The following is an 18648-nucleotide window of genomic DNA, read 5'->3' on the forward strand; positions in this document are numbered from 1 at the left end:
CGGCCCGCCCGCCGCGACGCCGTCAGAACGCGACGTTGTCCCCGCCCTTGAGGCCCAGCTTCGCGCGCGCCTCGTCCGGGGTGGCGATCTCCAGGTTAAGGGCCTCCAGGATCGTGCGGATGCGTTCCACCTGGATGCGGTTCGATTCGGCCATCTGGCCCGGGCCGATCCACAGCGAATCCTCGAGGCCCACGCGCACGTTCGATCCCATGGCGGCGCCTATGGTCGCCAACTGCATCTGCGCGCGGCCGGCGCCCAGGATCGACCACTCGTACTCGTCGCCGAACAGGCGGTCCGCCGTGCGCTTCATGTGCATCAGATCTTCCGGATGCGGGCCGATGCCGCCCAGGATGCCGAACACCGACTGGATGAAAGGCGGCGACTTCACCAGTCCGCGATCCACGAAGTGGGCCAGGTTGTACAGATGGCTGATGTCGTAGCACTCGAACTCGAAGCGCGTGCCGTTGGCGTTGCCCAGCGTCAGGATGGACTCGATGTCCTGATAGGTGTTGCGGAAGATCAGCGAACGGCTGTTCTCGAGATGCTCGCGCTCCCAGTCGTGCTTGAACTCCTTGAAGCGGCCCAGCATGGGAAAGAGGCCGAAGTTCATCGATCCCATGTTCAGCGACGCCAGCTCCGGTTTGAAGGTGGTGGCCGGACGCATGCGCTCTTCCACCGTCATGTGCGGGCTGCCGCCGGTGGTGATGTTGATGATGGCGTCCGTTTCATTCTTGATGCGCTCCAGGAACGGCTTGAACAGGGCGGGATCCTGGGAAGGCTTGCCGGTTTGCGGATCGCGGGCGTGCAGGTGGAGCACCGCGGCCCCCGCCTGGGCCGCCCCGATGGCCGCTTCCGCGATCTCGTCGGCCGTGACCGGGAGGTGCGGCGACATGCTGGGCGTGTGGATGGCGCCCGTCACGGCGCAGGTGATGATGACTTTCTGTTTGGGCTTAGCCATTGTCGTCTCCGTTGGTTTGCTTGTGGCGCATCAGGCGCATCAGCTTTTCGTCGCGCCAGAAGCGGCGCTTGGCAAGATCTTCGGTGGGCAGCAGGGAACGCCGTTCATCCGACAGCGAGTCCACCAAGGCGCCCTCCCAGGCGACGCACTCGCCCTGGGTGGCGCCGATGGACTGGTACAGGCCGCCATAGCGCGCGCAATAGTCGGCGATGCCGCCGGGCGCGTTGAGGTCTATGGTTTCGAACGGCCCCATGAACGACCAGCGCAGGCCCAGGCCGTCCTTCACGGTCGCGTCGATGTCCTCGGCGCTGGCGATGCCCTCGCTGACGAGCCGGAAGGCTTCGTGCAGCAACGCGCCCTGCAGGCGATTGAGGACGAAGCCTTCGATCTCCCGCTTGACCAGCACGGGCTTCTGGCCGATACCCGCCATCACCGCGCGCGCGCCGTCCAGCGCTTCCTGGCTGGTCCAGGGGGCGGGACACAGCTCTACGACCGGGATGAGATAAGGCGGGTTGACCGGATGCGCCACCAGGCAGCGGTGCCTGCCCGGCAGATGCTCCGTGAACTGGCTGGCCGGGATGCTGGAGGTGGAACTGCCGATGATGGCCTGCGGGTCGGCCGCGGCATCCAGCTCCGAGAACAGCGCGCGCTTGATCTCCAGCTTCTCCGGAGAGTTTTCCTGGATGTAGCTGGCGCCCGCCAAGGCCTCGGCCAGGCTGCCCGCGACTTGGACGCGCTCGATGACAACGTCCGCGCCCGTCAGCAGCCCCTGGCTTTCCAGTTCGATCAGCTGCTGCCGTATCAGGCCCCGGGCTTCGGCCAGCATGGCGGCATTGACGTCGTATAGCCGCACGTCCCAGCCCATGCGGGCGAATACGATCGCCCAGCCCTGGCCGATCAGGCCCGTGCCGACTATGGCGGCGCAGCGCGCCGATTCGCCGGCGCCCATCAGTAGAGCTTCTGCGTGAAGCCGTCCACCACGATGGCCTGCCCCGTCACGCTGCGGGCGGCCTCGCTGGCGTTGAACAGCACCATGTTCGCGATATCGCGCGCCGTGACCATGCGGCCGAGCACGGCCTGGTTTTCATACTGCGCGGCAATCTCCTCCACCGGGCGGCCCAGCGTGTCCGCCTTGGCGGCGATGACGGCGCGGATGCGCGGCCCCTCGACGGCGCCGGGAAGGATGGCGTTGACGCGGATGCCATGGGCGCCCAGCTCGATCGCCAGCGATTTGGTGAACCCGATCACCGCCCACTTGGACGCCGAATACACCGAACGCCCGGCGAACCCCAGGTGGCCGGCGGCCGAAGACAGGTTGATCATCACTCCCGCCTTGGATTCCTTGAGCAGGGCGATCGCCTGCCGCGCGCACAGGAACTGGCCCGTGATATTGACGGCCAGCGTCCGGTCCCAATCGGCCTTGGACAGGGTCTCGACATAGCCGGTCGGGCCCGCCACGCCCGCGTTATTGATGAGGATATCCAGCCCGCCCAGCTTCTGCCGGACCGCCGCGAACAGCGCGGCCACGCTGTCTTCGTCCGACACGTCGGCCAGGGCCGTGTGCACGCCGGGCAGTTCCGCCGGCAGCGCGGCCAGGCGGGCTTCGTTCACGTCGCACACGAGCACCGTGGCGCCCACGTGGTGGAACACCTTGGCCATTTCCAGGCCCAGCCCATCCGCGCCGGCGGTGATCAGCACTTTTTTCCCGGCGAAATCCACTTCCTCGAACATGCGTCTGTCTCCTAGATTCTTATGAAAAGCGCGCGTTTGATGATATACGATATATGAAAAAGGCAAGCACTTTCCAGCTCTTTAAGCGATGATTCCGCTCATCGGATGACGCCATAAGATAGAGGAAAAGCGCTCATCGTTAACCCTAGGAATCGCCCGCTAAGTCTTTATTCATGCGGCTTTAGGGAATTCCCCGATTCTTTGGGTTACGACCCCAACTAGAATCCAAGGCGGGGTTTCTTACCCGGCCGGCAGATATATCATATATTTAAAAAAGACAGGCAATGTAAGAGCCTGCATCCCATACCGACAAAGGAGCGTAGACAGTGTTCAAGTTCAACAAAATTGTTTTGGCGCTGGGCGTGTGCAGCGCGCTGGCGGCCGGCAACGCGGCGGCAGACATGAAGGTGGGCGCCCTCTTTCCGTTCAGCGGCGCGCTCGCGCTCCTCGGGCAAGAGAGCTATCGCGGCCTGGAACTGGCCGTCAACGAGATCAATGCCGCGGGCGGCGTCAACGGCGAAAAGATCGAAATCATCAAGGCCGACGCCGTCGACCCGACGCAGGCTGTGTCGGAAACCAAGCGCCTGATCTCGTCCGACGTGGTGGGCGTCTTCGGCAGCTACGCATCGGGAATCTCGTACGCCGCCTCGCCCGTCACGGAACTGGCCGGCGTGCCGTATTTCGAGTTGGGCGCCACCGCGCACAAGATCACCACCCGCGGCTACAAGTATCTGTTCCGCAGCAATCCCAATACGGCGCTGTACGGCGTTTCGGTGGTGAACGCGCTGCACGACACGATCGCACCGGGCATGGGGCTGAACCCCAAGGACATCAAGATCGGCATCATCCACGAAGACGGCCCCTACGGCACCGACGTGGCGGCCACCGAGAAGAAGCGCGCGCAGGAGCTGGGCTACACCGTGGCCGAAGTGCTGCCCTACTCCGCCAAGGCGGTCGATCTGTCTTCGCTGATCCTGCGCCTGAAGGGCTCGAAGGTCGACGTGGTGTTGCAGACGGCCTACCAGAACGACGCCATCCTGTTCTTCAGCCAGGCGCGCGCCGCGGGCTTCAAGCCCAAGGTGATCATCGGCGCGGGCGGCGGCTATTCGCTGGCCGACACGGCCAAGGCGGTGGGCGCCGACATGAACGGCGTGTTCGACCTGGACTTCCCCCAGGCCTCCATCAATCCGGCCGGCGCCCCCGGCCTGGACAAGTTCCTGGAAGCCTACAAGGCAACCTACAAGAGCGACCCGCAATCGGGCCACAGCCTGACCAACTACGTCGGCGCCAAGGCCTTCTTCGAAGCCATCGGCAACGCCAAGTCCACGGACAAGGACAAAATCCGCGCCGCCGTCCTGGCCTATAAGAAGCCGGCTGGCCAAACCGCCAACGGCTGGGCCTTCGACTTCGGCGAAGACGGCCAGAACAATGCATCCACGTTCTACGTGATGCAGTGGCAAGACGGCAAGCTCGTCACCATCGCGCCCGGCAACCTCGCACTCGGCAAGCCCGTCTTCAAAAAATAAGCCTAGGCCAGTGCTCGGGCGCTCGGGGGCGCCCGACGTATTCCGGGGTCCGCGCGCCCCGGCCTCGCCGGCAGCACGGCGGGCCGGGGCCGCCACTAAGAGGTTGCAATATGGAACTATTCATTCAACTGGTCATCAACGGCCTGTTGCTGGGCGGCGCTTACACCATCATCAGCCTGGGGCTGACGCTGATCTTCGGCGTGGTGCGCGTCGTGAATTTCGCTCACGGCGAATTCCTGATGATAGGCATGTACCTGGTCTATCTGATCGCCGCGCAGCTTGGCGTCCATCCCTATGCCGGGCTGGTGCCGGTCGCCATCATCCTGTTCGCGCTAGGCGCATTGACGCAGAAGGGCATCATCCAGCCGCTGCTCAACGCCGATCAGCACATCCAGATTTTCGCCACGGTGGGCGTGTCCACCATACTCCTGAATCTCGCCCTGGTCATATTCGGCGCCAACGTCTATCGCGCGCCCGTGGAACTGGGCACCAGCGCCATCGACGTCGGCCCGTTCTCCATGGTGACGGGCCAGCTCATCACCTTCGTGGTCGGCCTGAGCCTCGCGGTGCTGCTGCACATCTTCATGCACCGCACCTATCTCGGCCGCGCGCTGCGGGCCGTGGCGCAGCACCGCTACGCGGCCACCCTGATGGGCGTGAACGTCAATAACGTCTACGCCATCGCGTTCGGCCTGGGCACGGCCTTCGTCGGCATCGCCGCGGGCCTGCTGGCGCCGCAGTATCCGGTCTTCCCCACGGTGGGCACCTATTTCGTGCTGACGGCATTCGTCATCGTCGTGCTGGGCGGGCTGGGCAGCCTGTACGGCGCGGTGGCTGGGTCGATGATCATCGGCATCGTCGATACGCTGGCCGGCTTCTACATCGCTCCCGACCTGAAAGAGGTCGTGTATTTCGGGATCTTCCTCTTGATCCTTGTCTTGCGTCCGAACGGGCTGTTCGGCGTCGGCACCGAGTGATCAGAACAACAAGGAGCGAGACGTGTTTCCCGATTTTCGACATCCCAAAACCTACGTCAGCCTCATCCTGCTGACCGTAATGTTCCTCGTGCCCGCCGTCATGGGCACGCCCTTCTGGACCAATCTCTTCGTCCTGCTGTTCGTGTTCTCGGCCCTGTCGGTGGCCTGGAACATCGTGGGCGGCTACGCCGGCCAGCTCTCTCTTGGGCATGCGGTGTTCTACGGCATCGGCGGCTACACCGCCACGCTGCTGACGCAGAACTTCGGCATTTCCCCATGGTTCGGCATGCTGGCGGGCGCCGCGATTTCGGCGGCGGTCGCCATCCTGATCAGCTACCCCACCCTGCGCCTGCGCGGCCCGTTCTTCGCGCTTGCGACCATCGCCATTCTCGAAGTGGTGCGCCTGCTGGTCATCCACGAGGAAAGCTGGACGGGCGGGTCCAGCGGCATCAGCCTGCCGCTGAACATCGGCTGGACCTGGATCGTGTTCCGCGAAAAGATCAACTACGTGATCATCGCGTTCGGCCTGTTCCTGCTGGTGACCTGGGTATCCTGGTACATCCGCAAGTCGCGCATCGGGCACTACCTGATCGCCATCCGGGAACGCGAGGACGCCGCGCTCGCCGTCGGCATCCATACCGTGCGCATGAAAATCATCGCCGCCGTCGTGTCGGCCGTGCTGACCAGCATCATCGGCACTTTCCACATCACCTACCTGACCTTCGTCGACCCGAGCTCCGCGTTTTCGCTGGAACTGTCGATCCAGGTTGCCATGTTCGCGCTGATCGGCGGCCTGGGCACCGTGACCGGCCCGATCGCCGGGACCTTCCTGGTCCTGCCCATCGCCGAACTGGCGCGCGGCTGGCTCAGCAGCGTGGGCAACGGCATGCATGGCCTGATCTACGGCCTGATCCTGGTGGGCGTGGTGCTGACCATCCCGCGCGGCCTGGCGGGCGCCTTCGGGCCCGCCATCGAACGCTGGCTGGCCCGCCTGCCCTACCTGGGAACGCCGCGCGCCAAGCGCAAGCTGGCGGACGAGGTGCGCCTGCACAGCGCGGTCCGTTCCGAGCAGCCCGTGCTGAAGGCCGACAAGCTGTTCAAGAGTTTCGGCGGCCTGCGCGCCACCAACGACGTGTCGCTGACGCTGAACCAGAACGAGATCCTGGGCATGATCGGGCCGAACGGCGCGGGCAAGACCACGGTGTTCAACCTGCTGTCTGGGTTCCTGTCTCCGGACAAGGGCGGCATATCGATGCTGGACTCCCACGGCAACTGGGTCACCTGCAAGACGCCAGACGAATTCGCGCACCAGGGGTTGGGCCGCACCTTCCAGATCGCCAAGCCGTTCACCGGGCTGACCGTGCTTGAAAACATCATGCTGGGCGCGTTCATCCGCACATCGGACCGCGACGAGGCCGAGCAGATCGCGCTCAAGGTCGCCGAACAGACCGACCTGGTGAAGTACCTGAACACCGAGGCGCGCAGCCTGACGGTGGGCGGCATGAAGCGCCTGGAGGTCGCCCGCGCGCTGGCGATCAAACCTCGCATCCTGTTGCTGGATGAGGTGATGGCGGGCCTGAACCCCACCGACATCGAAAAATCCATCCAGATGATCCGGCGCATCCGCGACTCGGGCGTGTCGGTGCTGCTCATCGAACACATGATGCAGGCCACCATGGCGCTTTCCGACCGCATCATCGTGCTGAACGAGGGCGCCGTGCTGGTCAGCGGCGCGCCCAAGGACGTGGTCGAGAACCCCGCCGTCATCGAAGCCTATTTGGGCAAGGAGTACCAGGATGCTTAAGGTTTCGAACCTGTCCGCCGGCTATGGCAAGAGCCAGGTGCTGAACGGGCTGAACTTCGAGGTCAACGCCGGCGAGATCGTCACGCTGATCGGCGCCAACGGCGCCGGCAAGACCACCACGCTCAAGGCGCTGTGCGGCGTCATCGGCGCGATGGGAGGCAAGGTTGAATTCGAAGGCCAGGACCTGACCAACCGCAAGCCCTACGACATCGTGGACGCCGGCATCACCATGATTCCGGAAGGCCGTCAGCTGTTCCCGCACTTCACCGTGCGCGACAACCTGCTGATGGGCTCGTACAAGCGCGCTGCCCGTCCCATCGTGCAGCGCAAGCTGGATGAGGTGCTGGACATTTTCCCGCGCGTCAAGGAGCGCCTGAACCAGTACGCCGGATCGCTCTCCGGCGGTGAGCAGCAGATGGTGGCGATCGCGCGCGGCATGATGGCCGATCCCAAGCTGCTGGTGTTCGACGAACCCTCGCTGGGCCTTTCGCCGCTGCTCGTGCAGCAGATGTTCGACGTCATCCGCAACGTCACCTCGCACGGCGTGACAGTGCTGCTGGTGGAGCAGAACGTGTTCCGAACGCTGCGGCTGGCCGACCGCGGGTACGTGCTGGAGAACGGCGCCATCGTGCGCACGGGAACCGGCGCCGAGCTGCTCAGCGACCCCCACGTGAAGAAGGCCTATCTGGGCCATTGAACCCAAGGAACGATTTTCTATGTCTTTACGCTGCACATTCATCGACCATGGCAAGGGCGGCGCGCCCGATTGCATGCGCGTCGCCGAGCGCGACATGGAGGCGCCCGTTGGGCGCCAGGTGCTGATCGAAGTCGCCTACGCCGGCGTCAACCGCCCCGACGTGCTGCAACGCTCCGGCTCCTACCCGCCGCCTCCGGGCGCCTCGCCCTACCTGGGCCTGGAGGTGTCGGGCACCGTCATCGCCACGGGCCCTGATGCCAGCGCCTGGAAAGTGGGCGACCAGGTCTGCGCGCTGACGCCCGGCGGCGGCTATGCCCAGTACTGCCTTGCCGATGAACGCCATTGCCTGCCGGTGCCGCGCGGCCTGGACTTGCTGTCCGCGGCCGCCATCCCCGAGAACTACTTCACCGTCTGGACCAATGTGTTCGACCGCGCCCGCCTCGCGGCCGGCGAAAGGTTCCTCGTGCACGGCGGCTCCAGCGGCATCGGCCTGACCGCGATCCAGCTGGCGCGCGCCTTCGGCGCCGAAGTCTGGACCACGGTCGGCAACCAGGAAAAAGCAAAGGCCTGCGTGGCTGCGGGCGCCCACCATGCGCTGGTGTACCGCGACGTGGATTTCGAGGCCGAGGTGCGCCAGGGCAGCGGCGGCCCGGGCGTGGACGTGATCCTGGACATGGTCGGCGGGGCCTACATCAACAAGAACCTGCGGCTGCTCGCAGTCAATGGCCGGCTGGTGCAGATCGCCTTCCTGGAAGGCAGCAAGGCCGAGATCGACGCCATGCCCATCATGACCAAGCGCCTGCAGTTCACCGGGTCGACCCTGCGGCCCAGGTCGGACGAGGACAAGGGAGAGATCGCCCGGTCTCTGGCCGAGAAGGTCGTGCCCCTGATGGAAAAGGGGCAATGCCTGCCCCTGATACACGAAGTGTTCCCGTTGGTTGAAGCCGCCCGGGCGCATGCGCTGATGGAAAGCAGCAAGCACATCGGCAAGATCATGCTGAAGGTGGCCGCATGAGCGCGCAGCTTGGAGGCAACCCCGCGAGCGAGCGCTTCAAAGGCCAGGTCGCCATCGTGACCGGCGCCGTCGGCGGCATCGGCTCGGCCATCGTCGAAGGCTTCCTGGCCGAAGGCGGACGCGTCGGGCTCGTCGACTTCAATTCGCAAGGCGGCCAGGCCTACGAGAAGGAGTTGCGCAAGCGCGGCCACGACGTCTGCTTCGTGCACGCGGACGTGGCGCGCTTCGAGGAATGCCAGGCCGCTTACGAGCGCATCACCCACGAACTCGGCGCGGCCTCCATCCTGGTTAACAACGTCGGCATCTCGCCGAAGACGGATGGACGCGCGCTGAAGGTATGGGAGATGCCGCCGAAGGAATGGGAAACCGTGGTTTCCGTGAACCTGAACAGCGTGTTCTACATGACGCACCTGGCCACGCCGCACATGGTCAAGCAACGCCAGGGGCGGGTGATCAATATGTCCTCGGTGGCCGGCAAGGCATACTGCGATATCGTGGCCGCGCACTACGCGGCGACCAAGGCCGGGCTGATCGGCCTTACGCGCCACTGGGCCGCGGAATTGGGCGAACACCGGGTCACGGTGAACGCCCTGGCTCCGGGCCGCATCAGCACGCCCTTGCTGAAAACCGTGCCCAAGGAAATCAACGATGCGGTGGCGGAGGTGACCGCCCTGCGGCGCCTGGGCACGCCGGAAGAAGTGGCGGACGCCTGCCTGTTTTTCGCTTCGGACCAGGCGCGCTTCGTCACCGGCCAGGTGCTGGACGTGGCCGGCGGATGGCTGATGACCTGAGGGGGATCAGGGTTGTGCGCCCAGGTGGTACACAACCGTGTCCAGCCGGCTGACGCCCGCGGCCAGGAACTTGGGCTCCTTTTCGAGGATGTCGCGGCGGTCGATGATCCGGGCGGGAGATACGTCCGCGAATATCGCCTGGACCTCGGCGTCGACGACGGAAAACGGCGGGCCCGGCATTTCTTCCTGAGGATAATCCAGCGTGATCAGCAATCCCTGGTAGGCCGGCGACAGCTGGCCGTAGACATGGCGCACGTAGTCCGCTCGCATGGCTTCCGGCAAGGCCACGAGCGCCGCGCGGTCGTAGGCGCCGACGCAATGCGACAGGATCTGCGCGTCCAGTTTGAAAATGTCGCCGCAGATGATCTCGATGTTGCCCGCCACGTAATGCTTGCCGTAGATGGACTGGTGCGTGAGCGGCTTGAGCTCGTTCTCCTGGAAGAACTGCTCCACCGCCAGTTCCGAGAGCTCGACGCCGAGCACCGGATTGCCCTGCGCGGCGAGCCAGATCATGTCCAGCGACTTGCCGCAAAGCGGCACCAGCACCCGGCCTTCCTTGGGCACGCCCAGCGTGGGCCAGTACTTCTGAAGCAGCGGCGTCACCCGCGATTGATGAAAGTGCGTGCGGCCTTCCCGCCACCGCTCCAACCAGAATTCCGCGTCCATACCTAGTCAGCTCCTCCTTGTGAGCCCGCGCCGCGCCGGGCGCTTCGCCCCGTCCTGTTTCCTGCGCTTGCGGGTGTCGAGCATTGTAGTCCGCCCCGCCTGCGGGTTCCGCTCCCGTGGCGAGTCGGCTATGGTTGCAGCCATGTCCCCAAAACGCCGTTCCCTGCTGATCCTGCCGGCTTCGCTGCTGTGCGCGCCGCCGCGCCTCCAGGCCGCGCCTCTCGACCGCGCCGCCATCATCCGGCGGGTCTTCAAGACGCCGGCCGCCGCGGTACCCTACGGCCCCGAGCATGCGGCGCTGATGCGCCTGCTGCGCGTGCTGTGGGTGCCCGTGGAATCCGGCGCTCCGGGGATCGAGTTCGAGGATCCGCTGGGCCCGGACTCCCTGTCCATTGCGCGGGCGGCGCTGAAGACGTCCGACGACGCCCGGGCGATCCGCAGATTGGCGGAAGTGGGCCTGCTGGTCCCGCGCTACGTCGCGGCCATGGGCGGGCTGGCGCCGGGGCGCTACGCGCTGCCCGCGGAAATGACGCCGGCTTTCGATTTCCCGGAAAGCGGCGTGGACGCCGGCGGCGGGTTCGTGCTGCGCGAGGAACACCTCACGCTATTGCGCGCAGCCGTTTGGCGGACGGTAGACAAGGACTCGATCGAATCCGTGCTGCGCGAAGGCGCCCGCTACTGGCCCATGCCCTACATCGACGGCAAGCGGCCATATGGCGACAGCAGCTACTACCAGATCGATATGGCGCGCCTGCTGGGAGAGCCTTATCCGCTGGACGCCCAAGGTTACGCTCTTGCCGATCCGGCCAAGGATGCCCGCATGGAGCGGCTGCACCGCGAGACATTCGCCGCGCTGCAGGTATTCCTGGCGTATTCCTCCGCGCGCAAGCCCTCCCGGCCGCTGCGCCGATGAAGCGCGCTAGATGCGCTGGAGGAATGTGCGGATATCGTCCACGATGGGCACCACGGCCAGCAGCATCAGCATCAACGCCAGGGGCAGGGTCGAACCGAACCCGAAATGGAAGAATGAATAGGCGCCAGCCACGCCTCCGATGAAGAACAGCGTGACCAGCAGGCCCAGGACGATCAGCTTGCCGCGGTCCGCCCTCACGGGCGGCGCCGCCTGGGTGTCGGCCTGGGCCACGTTCCAATAGAACAGCTTGCCCAGTTCGATGCCGATGTCCGTCACCATGCCGGTGACGTGCGTGGTGCGGATTTCAGAGCGCGAGACTTTGGTGATCATCGCGTTCTGCAGGCCCATGATGTAGCAAAGCAGCATGACGGTGCCCGGCACGTAAAACCAGCGCAGTGTTTCCAGGTTGGCGCCGAGCAGGCCGAAGCCCAGCAGCAGCATGGCCTCGTACAGCAGCGGCAGCGCGTACTCGCTGGCCAGGCGCGAACGGCGACCGAAGTTGATCAGAAAGGCCGAGCTTGCCGCGCCCGCCAGAAAGGACAGCAGCGCCGCCAGCCCCTGCAATACCACCACCAGCCCGCCCAGCGCCATGTGGTCGGCCATCATCGAAACAATGCCGGACATGTGCGAGGTGTATTGCTGGACCGCCAGGAAGCCGCCGGCGTTGACCGCGCCGGCGGTGAAGGTCAGGAAGTAGGCCAGCTGCCGGTTGGCCTGTGGGCTTCGGCTGACCGCCGTCAGCCTGCGCAGGTAAGGAATGGCCACGCGGGTCCCTTGTATAGATGCACGCTATCAGAGCGAGCATTCTAGTCCCCCGGACCATGAGCCAGGCAGTCTGGAACCGTCCTAGACCGCGTCGGCCTCGCTCAGCTGCTTGCGCCGGTACTCTCCCTGGCGCACGTGCATCCAGCCCGGATACTCGGGCGGCAAGGCGCTTACCTCGTCCAGCGCGGCCAGTTCCTCGTCCGTCAGCCGGATGCCGGCGGCGGCCAGGTTGTCGTCCAGTTGGTCCACGCGCTTGGCGCCGATGATGACGCTGGTCACCACCCGCTGGTGCAACAGCCATGCCAGTGCCACCTGCGCCACGGACACGCCGCGCGCGTCGGCGATCCGGCGCAGGGCCTCGATGCTGTCATAGGCGCGGTCCTGGTCCACCGGCGGGAAGTCGAACATGGCGCGGCGGCTGCCCTCCTCCGCCTTGCCGCCGCGGCGGTACTTGCCGCTGAGCAGGCCGCCGGCCAGCGGGCTCCACACCATCAGCCCGACGCCTTCGCTTTGCAGCATGGGAGCGATCTCGCGTTCCAGGTCGCGGCCCGCGATCGTGTAATAGGCCTGCAGCGATTCGAAGCGCGCCAGCCCCAGGCGCTCGGCGATGCCCAGCGCCTTCATGATCTGCCATGCCGCCCAGTTGGACACGCCGACATAGCGGACGTGTCCGTGCTGCACCAGATTGTCCAGCGCCCGGATCGTTTCCTCGACCGGCGTGGCGGGGTCGAAACCGTGGATCTGGTATAGGTCGATGTAGTCCAGCTGCAGGCGCGACAGGCTCTTCTTGATGCCGTCCATGATATGCACGCGCGAATTGCCGCGGGCATTGACGCCGGCGCCCGTCTGGCCGAAGACCTTGGTGGCGATGACCACGTCCTCGCGCGCCACTTTCAGGTCCCGCAGTGCCTGGCCGGTGATGATTTCCGATCGGCCCTCGGAATAGACGTCGGCCGTATCGATGAAATTGACCCCGGCGTCCAGTGCCCTGCCGACCAGGCGGTTGGCGTCCTCCTGCTGCAGGCTGCCGATCTTGCTCCACAACTCGCCTTCGCCGCCGAAGGTCATGGTTCCCAGGCATAGTTCCGATACGAACAGGCCGGTGCTTCCGAATTTCTTGTACCGCATGATGGACTCCTTGGGGACGCGGCGGGCGGTCTGCCAGCCGGGATCGGGACAGTATGCGTCTCGGGGCCCGTCCATGCGCTGCTCGATGCTGCCCGCTTTTTGCCTGATTCTCCGGCAATATCCCGGCATAGCCCCCGAGCGCACATTCCTCCAATTTTTTTGCCTATTTCTACGCGCCGAAGCGCCGCATCTGTTTGCACGGCCAGCTTGGGCCTACACTGGCAATCGCCTAATCCTCTGCTGCCCCGCCGCCCCCGCGCGCCGGACGGCACGCGCCCGGAGCCTCCCATGCCCCTGACCTCTGTACTTCCCGCCGATCGCGCCGGCATGCCGGCAACCGCCGAATACGAACCGGCGCGGCGCGAGCTGCTCTGCACGCTGGAACGCATGACCGGCAACCTGGAGGGATCGCTGGATACGCCCATCGAAGGCCTGTACCTGCATCGCCTTTCGCAACCGACCGGCGCAAAACCCGGGCTGCAGCGCGCCGCGCTGGCGGTCATCGCGCAGGGCTCCAAGCGCCTGCTCATCGGTGACGAGGCCTTCGAGTACGACCCATTCCACTACCTGATTTCGTCGGTCGACCTGCCGGTGGTGGCCAAGGTTTCCGTCGCCAGCCCGGAACTGCCCTATCTGGGGCTGCGGCTGGACCTGAACGCCGAAGAGATCACGGAACTGATCAGCGACGAAAACCTGCCACCGCTGGTGGCCGCGGAAGCGTCGCGCGCCCTGAGCGTGAACCCGCTGGGCGGGCCGCTGCTGGACACAGTGTTGCGCTTGCTGCGCCTGCTGGACACCCCGCGCGACATTCCCATTCTTGCGCCCATGGTCAAGCGCGAACTGCTGTATCGCCTGCTGATGAACGGCCAGGGCATGGTGCTGCGCCAGTCCGTGCTGCAGGACAGCCAGCTCAACCGGGTGGCCAAGGCCATCCGCATCCTGCGGGACAACTACGCGCAGCCTTTGCGAGTCGAGGAGATCGCGCGCGACGTGCACATGAGCGTGTCGTCGCTGCACCACCATTTCAAGCAGGCGACCGCCATGAGCCCGCTGCAATACCAGAAACACCTGCGCCTGCAGGAAGCGCGCCGGCTCATGCTGACCGACGACGCTGGGGTAGCGCTGGCGGCGCATGCCGTGGGCTACGAAAGCTCGTCTCAGTTCAGCCGCGAGTACAGCCGTCTTTTCGGTACGCCTCCCCTGCGCGACAAACAGCGCTGGAAGGACGAAACCGCCTCGGTGGCCGCCTGAGGCATTCCCGCGGCGCCCACCGAGGCTAGTACCCTAAGCGCGCTTGCCTCTCAGTCCTCGAACACGATACGCATGCCTGGCAGGCCGATGCCGTCCAGCGCGGTGGTCCAGGTCTCGCCCGCATGCACGGGATAGGCCCGGGTCAGCGTGCCGGTGGAAACCAGTTCGCCCGCCTGGATCGCCTCGTCCGCCGGACGGTCGGCCAGCGCCGCCAGCAGATGGGCCAGGGCCGCCAGCGGACTGCCCAGCACATTGGCGCCGTAGCCCGTTTCGCGCAGGACGCCGTTGCATGACAGCCCGACCTGGAAACTCGCCAGGCGCTCGGCCAGCCCGGGACCCAGGCCGGCCGGCTCTTTCGGCGGGCCGACGTACAGCGCGCCATGAAGGGCGTTGTCCGCCACCGTATCGGCGGCCTGGAACTGCCACGCCGGGTAATGCGATTGCACCAGTTCAAAACCGTGAGCGATCCAGTCCACGCAGTCCAGGATGCGGGCCGGCTCGCTCGTTTGCGGCGGCTGGGCGCCGAAATGCAGCACGATTTCCGGCTCGATGCGAGGTTCGACGTAGCGGTCCAGCCGGCAACGGAACTCGCCGCCATCGTCCTGGACGACCGTATGCGCATAGACCCTGCCCCAGACAGGAAAATCCACCCCCAGCGCGGCCCACATCGCGGTATTGGTGAACCCGATCTTCCGGCCGGCCGCCTGCGCGCCTTCGGCCAGCCGCGCCCGATGGATCCGCGCGGCTACTTCGTAGGCTTCGTCCAGGCCGAAGCGCGGGTGTCTCGCTGTGACCGGGGCGATGGAAGCGGCGCGGTCCTGCGCCGCCTTGATGTCGCGGGCGAGGGCCGCGGGGTCGGAAGCTGGCATGGGGGCTCCTGGATGTGCTTACTGTATAGGGAAAACGGCCTTCCCGGCGCAGCTGGCGGGAAGCTGCCACTCCGGCCATTGCCGTTATATGCTCTTTCCAATGTCCTATTTTCAGAACGGCCGGGAACCTTCGCATGCACGACTTGAATGATCTCTATTACTTCGTCCAGGTCGTCAAGAATGGCGGCTTCGCGCCTGCCGGCCGCGCACTGGACATTCCCAAGTCCCGGCTCAGCCGGCGCATCGCCCTGCTCGAAGACCGCCTGGGGGTTCGGCTCATCCAACGCTCCACGCGCAGCTTTACCGTCACCGAGCTGGGCCAGGAGTACTTCGAACAGTGCCTGTCGATGCTGGCTGGCGCGGAGGCTGCCCAGGAGGTCGTCGACCGCACCCGCGCCGAGCCCCAGGGCACGATCCGCATGAGCGCGCCGCCCGCGCTGATCTACTACTTCCTGGGCGACCTCGTCGCGCGGTTCATGGTGCAGTGCCCCAAGGTTCACGTGTACCTGAAAAGCTTCAGCCGCCCGGTGGACGTGATGCGCGAGGGTTTCGATATCGCCGTGCGGGTGCGGTTCGGCCCCCTGGAAAGCAGCGACCTCATCATGAAGCCCCTGGGCACCAGCCGCCAGAGCCTGGTGGCCAGCCCGGCGCTGGCAAGCAGCATTGCGCGGCCGTGCGATCCTGAAGCCTTGAGCCAAGGCCCCACCCTGGCGCTGGGCACCGAGCAGCGCGAATCGCATTGGCATCTGGAAGGCCCGGATGGAGCCCGCCAGATCGTGCCGCTCACTCCCCGCCTGGTAACCGACGACATGCTGGCCTTGAAGCAGGCGGCGTTGCGCGGCGTGGGCGTGGTGGCCTTGCCGCTGTTGATGATCCGCGAGGAACTGGAGGCCGGCACGCTGGTGGACGTGGGCGCCCCCTGGCAGCCCGAATCGGGCAGCGTCCATGCCGTCTTTCCATCGCGCCGGGGCCTATTGCCCGGCGTGCGGGACCTGCTGGATTTCATGAGCACGGAATACCAGGAGGTCGCCAGGCGCGAATACGACGCGCACAGGGGACGCCCGGCCTCGTAACGCCGGCCAGGCCCCGCATCGTTCGACGGGTAGGACGCAGAAACCCATTTTTTGCGCCTACACAGCGGCATGAGTTGCACCTAGGATGGTTGGCCCAACCCTCGGATTCAGCTCGGCGCTCAGGGCGGTCGGCCGCTGGGCGCCGATCACCGCGGGCGCCCATTCTCTGGAGAACGTTATGACCAAGCCTTATGTGAAACTCGACAAGACCCAGGCGGCTGTGCTGCTGGTCGACCACCAGGTAGGACTGCTATCGCTGGTCAGGGATTTCCAGCCCGATCAGTTCAAGAACAACGTCCTGGCGCTGGCCGACCTGGCCGAGTACTTCAAGCTGCCCACCATCCTGACAACCAGTTTCGAAGATGGCCCCAATGGCCCGCTGGTACAGGAACTGAAGGACAAATTCCCGAAGGCTCCCTACATCGCCCGTCCCGGCAACATCAATGCCTGGGACAATGAAGACTTCGTCAAGGCCGTCAAGGCCACGGGCAAGAAGCAATTGATCGTCGCGGGCGTCGTCACCGAAGTATGCGTGGCCTTTCCCGCGCTATCCGCGCTTGAGGAAGGCTTCGATGTGTTCGTCGTCACCGATGCCTCCGGCACTTTCAATGAGGTGACCCGCCACGCCGCCTGGAGCCGCATGGAGCAGGCCGGCGCGCAACTGATGAGCTGGTTCGGGGTGGCCTGCGAGCTGCACCGCGACTGGCGCAACGATATCGAGGGCCTGGGCACGCTGTTCTCGAACCACATTCCGGACTACCGCAACCTGATGGCGGCGTACTCGACCGTCAAGGCGGGCAGGTAGCGCGCCCGGAAACCCGGGCCGGTGGCGCGCGGCGCCCGCCGCCGGCCTATTTCTTGCGAACGAACGGGTAGGCCTGCTGCGCCAGGAAGGTGGCCGGCATGTCGTTGTCCAGGATGCCGTAGTTCTCGGGCAGGCGGTTGCGCACGCCGCGCACCGCGGTGCCAAAAAAGTAGTCGATGAACGACAGGTGGGCTGCGTAGTTCTTGTCGATCGCCTCGGTATCCGACGAGTGATGCCAATGGTGGAAATCCGGTGTCACGATTATGTAGCGCAACCAACCCCAGGGCAGTTTCACGTTGGAATGGATCAGCACCGCCTGGAAGCCGACGATGATGATGTAGGCGTCGAGCACCGCCTTCGAGAAGCCCAGCGCGAACAGCACGCCCAGCACCGCCACGCGGGTGATCAGCAATTCGACGATATGCAGGCGCGAGCCGGCCAGCCAGTCGAGCGTGCGGGTGCTGTGGTGCACGGCGTGTATGCGCCACAGGAACGGCACCTCGTGGTAGGCGCGGTGCGCGGCGTATTGCACCAGATCGGCCACCAGCACCGCCAGGAACAGTTCCACCAGATAGGGCAGCGACACGATCGCCTGTTGCAGGGGCTCGTAGGCAGCCCAGGAAAACAGGCGGTGCACGAAGAAATTGATGCACAGCAGCACCGCCCCCACCGACAGGTGGTTGAAGAGGAAGTGCTTCATGTCCACCTGCCAGTCCACGCGGAACACCGGCTGGCCGGGGTACAGCGGAAACAGCTTTTCGAAGATGATGAACACGGTGCTGGAGGCGAGCAGGTCCAGGATGAACCAATCCAGGCCCAGGTAGGGATGGTTGCCCTTGTTGGACGTGGTCACCACTACGTCGCTGCCGCCGGCGGCCACCGCGCCGCAGACCAGGACGAAGGCGGCGATGTTCAGCCAGCGCTGGCGGCCCAGGATGGTGTTGGCGAGCGCGATCGTGCCGGACACCAGCAGCGCGCCGAACAGCAGGGCCCGCATCGCGTCCACGGAGTAGAAGCTGCGCAGTTCCGGCGTCGTAAGGTAGGCTGGAAAATGGAAGGCCAGCACGCCCAGGACGGCCAGGATCGCCAGGAACAGCGCAATCACGCCGCTGATCATCCCCGTGCCGGGGCGGATGCGCCCGTCTTGCCTGAATAGCTCGAAGACCTGCCGGTAAATGGGCGCGCGCTGTTTCATTTCACTTTTATGGGACGACGGGGAAGCGAGTGTATCCCCGGGCCGGGATCCATATGTAATCACTTGCGACCAAACAGGACAGAATCACCAGCCCTCTGGATATCTGTTTGCGCCGCATCAAGGCGCCGGCCGGCTGCGCCCGGGCGGACGGTTGACAACCGTCCGGCGTTGGCGTGTCATGGTAGCCACAACACAAGGATCTTCTGGCTCACAGCTCTTTCGCAGTACCCGCCAACCGGTTTTTTCAAGAGGCCCTTATGTTCCCTGAATACCGCCAACTCATCACCCGCCTGAAATCCGAGAACGCGCACTTCTCCGCGCTTTTCCAGCGTCACAACGACCTGGACCAGGAAATCAAGAATATGGAGGCCGGCATTCAGCCAGCCTCCGGCAACGAGGTCGAAGTGCTCAAGAAGGAAAAGCTGCAACTGAAGGACAAGCTGTACGGCATTTTGCGCGCGGCGGACCAGGGCAGCAGTTGAGC

General features: G+C 65.2%; 18 protein-coding genes and 1 pseudogene. 11 read left to right on the forward strand and 8 right to left on the reverse strand.

Going from position 1 to position 18648, the window contains the following annotated elements:
- Positions 1-22 precede the first annotated feature (22 nt).
- The 3 genes from JL37_RS10725 to JL37_RS10735 are packed head-to-tail and all read right to left on the reverse strand — an operon-like array spanning position 23 to position 2689.
- Positions 23-958, reverse strand: a complete 936-nt coding sequence (locus JL37_RS10725; protein ID WP_043543958.1) for a 3-keto-5-aminohexanoate cleavage protein — start codon at positions 956-958, stop codon at positions 23-25.
- Positions 951-1907 (reverse strand): 3-hydroxyacyl-CoA dehydrogenase, encoded by a 957-nt coding sequence (locus JL37_RS10730; protein WP_043543959.1) that lies wholly within the window; start codon positions 1905-1907, stop codon positions 951-953. The genes JL37_RS10725 and JL37_RS10730 overlap by 8 nt, the downstream gene beginning before the upstream one ends.
- A complete protein-coding gene (locus tag JL37_RS10735; RefSeq protein WP_043543961.1) occupies positions 1907-2689 on the reverse strand; it encodes an SDR family oxidoreductase in 783 nt (260 codons plus the stop codon). Before JL37_RS10735 ends, JL37_RS10730 begins: the two co-directional genes overlap by 1 nt.
- A gap of 326 nt (positions 2690-3015) precedes the next feature.
- On the opposite strand from JL37_RS10735, the gene JL37_RS10740 reads away from it, so the two are divergent.
- The 6 genes from JL37_RS10740 (at position 3016) to JL37_RS10765 (ending at position 9499) form a co-directional block, all read left to right on the forward strand.
- Entirely contained in the window at positions 3016-4215 is a 1200-nt protein-coding gene (locus JL37_RS10740) for an ABC transporter substrate-binding protein (protein WP_043543964.1), read from the forward strand.
- A gap of 110 nt (positions 4216-4325) precedes the next feature.
- Positions 4326-5192 carry a branched-chain amino acid ABC transporter permease gene (locus tag JL37_RS10745; protein WP_043543966.1) on the forward strand — a complete coding sequence of 289 codons (867 nt, stop codon included), beginning with the start codon at positions 4326-4328 and terminating at the stop codon, positions 5190-5192.
- Positions 5193-5214: 22 nt separating this feature from the next.
- Positions 5215-6996, forward strand: coding sequence for an ATP-binding cassette domain-containing protein (locus JL37_RS10750; protein ID WP_043543968.1), 1782 nt, complete (start codon positions 5215-5217; stop codon positions 6994-6996).
- Positions 6989-7693 carry an ABC transporter ATP-binding protein gene (locus tag JL37_RS10755; RefSeq protein WP_043543970.1) on the forward strand — a complete coding sequence of 235 codons (705 nt, stop codon included), beginning with the start codon at positions 6989-6991 and terminating at the stop codon, positions 7691-7693. The genes JL37_RS10750 and JL37_RS10755 overlap by 8 nt, the downstream gene beginning before the upstream one ends.
- Before the next feature lie 19 nt (positions 7694-7712).
- The gene (locus tag JL37_RS10760) at positions 7713-8708 is read left to right on the forward strand and encodes an NAD(P)H-quinone oxidoreductase (RefSeq protein WP_052097063.1); all 996 of its coding nucleotides are present in this window, start codon (positions 7713-7715) and stop codon (positions 8706-8708) included.
- On the forward strand, positions 8705-9499 hold the full coding sequence (locus tag JL37_RS10765; RefSeq protein WP_043543971.1) for an SDR family NAD(P)-dependent oxidoreductase: 795 nt from the start codon (positions 8705-8707) through the stop codon (positions 9497-9499). Before JL37_RS10760 ends, JL37_RS10765 begins: the two co-directional genes overlap by 4 nt.
- Before the next feature lie 6 nt (positions 9500-9505).
- On the opposite strand, the gene JL37_RS10770 is transcribed toward JL37_RS10765, so the two are convergent.
- Entirely contained in the window at positions 9506-10165 is a 660-nt protein-coding gene (locus JL37_RS10770) for a thiopurine S-methyltransferase (protein ID WP_043543972.1), read from the reverse strand.
- Between the two features lie 142 nt (positions 10166-10307).
- Here JL37_RS10770 and JL37_RS10775 point away from each other — a divergent pair, with 142 nt between their 5' ends.
- Positions 10308-11078, forward strand: coding sequence for a hypothetical protein (locus JL37_RS10775; protein ID WP_043544137.1), 771 nt, complete (start codon positions 10308-10310; stop codon positions 11076-11078).
- Between the two features lie 12 nt (positions 11079-11090).
- Here the strand turns inward: JL37_RS10775 and JL37_RS10780 are convergent.
- Positions 11091-11843 (reverse strand): annotated as a pseudogene (locus JL37_RS10780) (YoaK family protein); the annotation flags it as partial.
- Positions 11844-11924: 81 nt separating this feature from the next.
- Positions 11925-12971, reverse strand: coding sequence for an aldo/keto reductase (locus JL37_RS10785; protein WP_043544138.1), 1047 nt, complete (start codon positions 12969-12971; stop codon positions 11925-11927).
- Positions 12972-13259: 288 nt separating this feature from the next.
- On the opposite strand from JL37_RS10785, the gene JL37_RS10790 reads away from it, so the two are divergent.
- Positions 13260-14222: an AraC family transcriptional regulator gene (locus JL37_RS10790; RefSeq protein ID WP_043543975.1), complete on the forward strand. Its 963-nt coding sequence runs from the start codon at positions 13260-13262 to the stop codon at positions 14220-14222.
- Positions 14223-14272: 50 nt separating this feature from the next.
- On the opposite strand, the gene JL37_RS10795 is transcribed toward JL37_RS10790, so the two are convergent.
- The gene (locus JL37_RS10795) at positions 14273-15091 is read right to left on the reverse strand and encodes a 2-keto-4-pentenoate hydratase (RefSeq protein WP_043543976.1); all 819 of its coding nucleotides are present in this window, start codon (positions 15089-15091) and stop codon (positions 14273-14275) included.
- A 134-nt stretch (positions 15092-15225) separates the two neighbouring features.
- Between JL37_RS10795 and JL37_RS10800 the strand changes: the two genes are divergently transcribed.
- Entirely contained in the window at positions 15226-16164 is a 939-nt protein-coding gene (locus tag JL37_RS10800) for a LysR substrate-binding domain-containing protein (RefSeq protein ID WP_043543978.1), read from the forward strand.
- 178 nt (positions 16165-16342) lie between these two features.
- Entirely contained in the window at positions 16343-16969 is a 627-nt protein-coding gene (gene ycaC / locus JL37_RS10805) for an isochorismate family cysteine hydrolase YcaC (protein WP_043543979.1), read from the forward strand.
- Positions 16970-17015: 46 nt separating this feature from the next.
- Here the strand turns inward: ycaC and JL37_RS10810 are convergent, their stop codons facing one another.
- The gene (locus tag JL37_RS10810; protein ID WP_043543980.1) at positions 17016-18164 is read right to left on the reverse strand and encodes a sterol desaturase family protein; all 1149 of its coding nucleotides are present in this window, start codon (positions 18162-18164) and stop codon (positions 17016-17018) included.
- A gap of 257 nt (positions 18165-18421) precedes the next feature.
- On the opposite strand from JL37_RS10810, the gene JL37_RS10815 reads away from it, so the two are divergent.
- On the forward strand, positions 18422-18646 hold the full coding sequence (locus JL37_RS10815; protein ID WP_043543981.1) for a YdcH family protein: 225 nt from the start codon (positions 18422-18424) through the stop codon (positions 18644-18646).
- The last annotated feature ends 2 nt before the right edge of the window (positions 18647-18648 follow it).

Source organism: Achromobacter sp. RTa, assembly GCF_000757485.1.
In the GTDB taxonomy this organism is placed as follows: domain Bacteria; phylum Pseudomonadota; class Gammaproteobacteria; order Burkholderiales; family Burkholderiaceae_B; genus Achromobacter.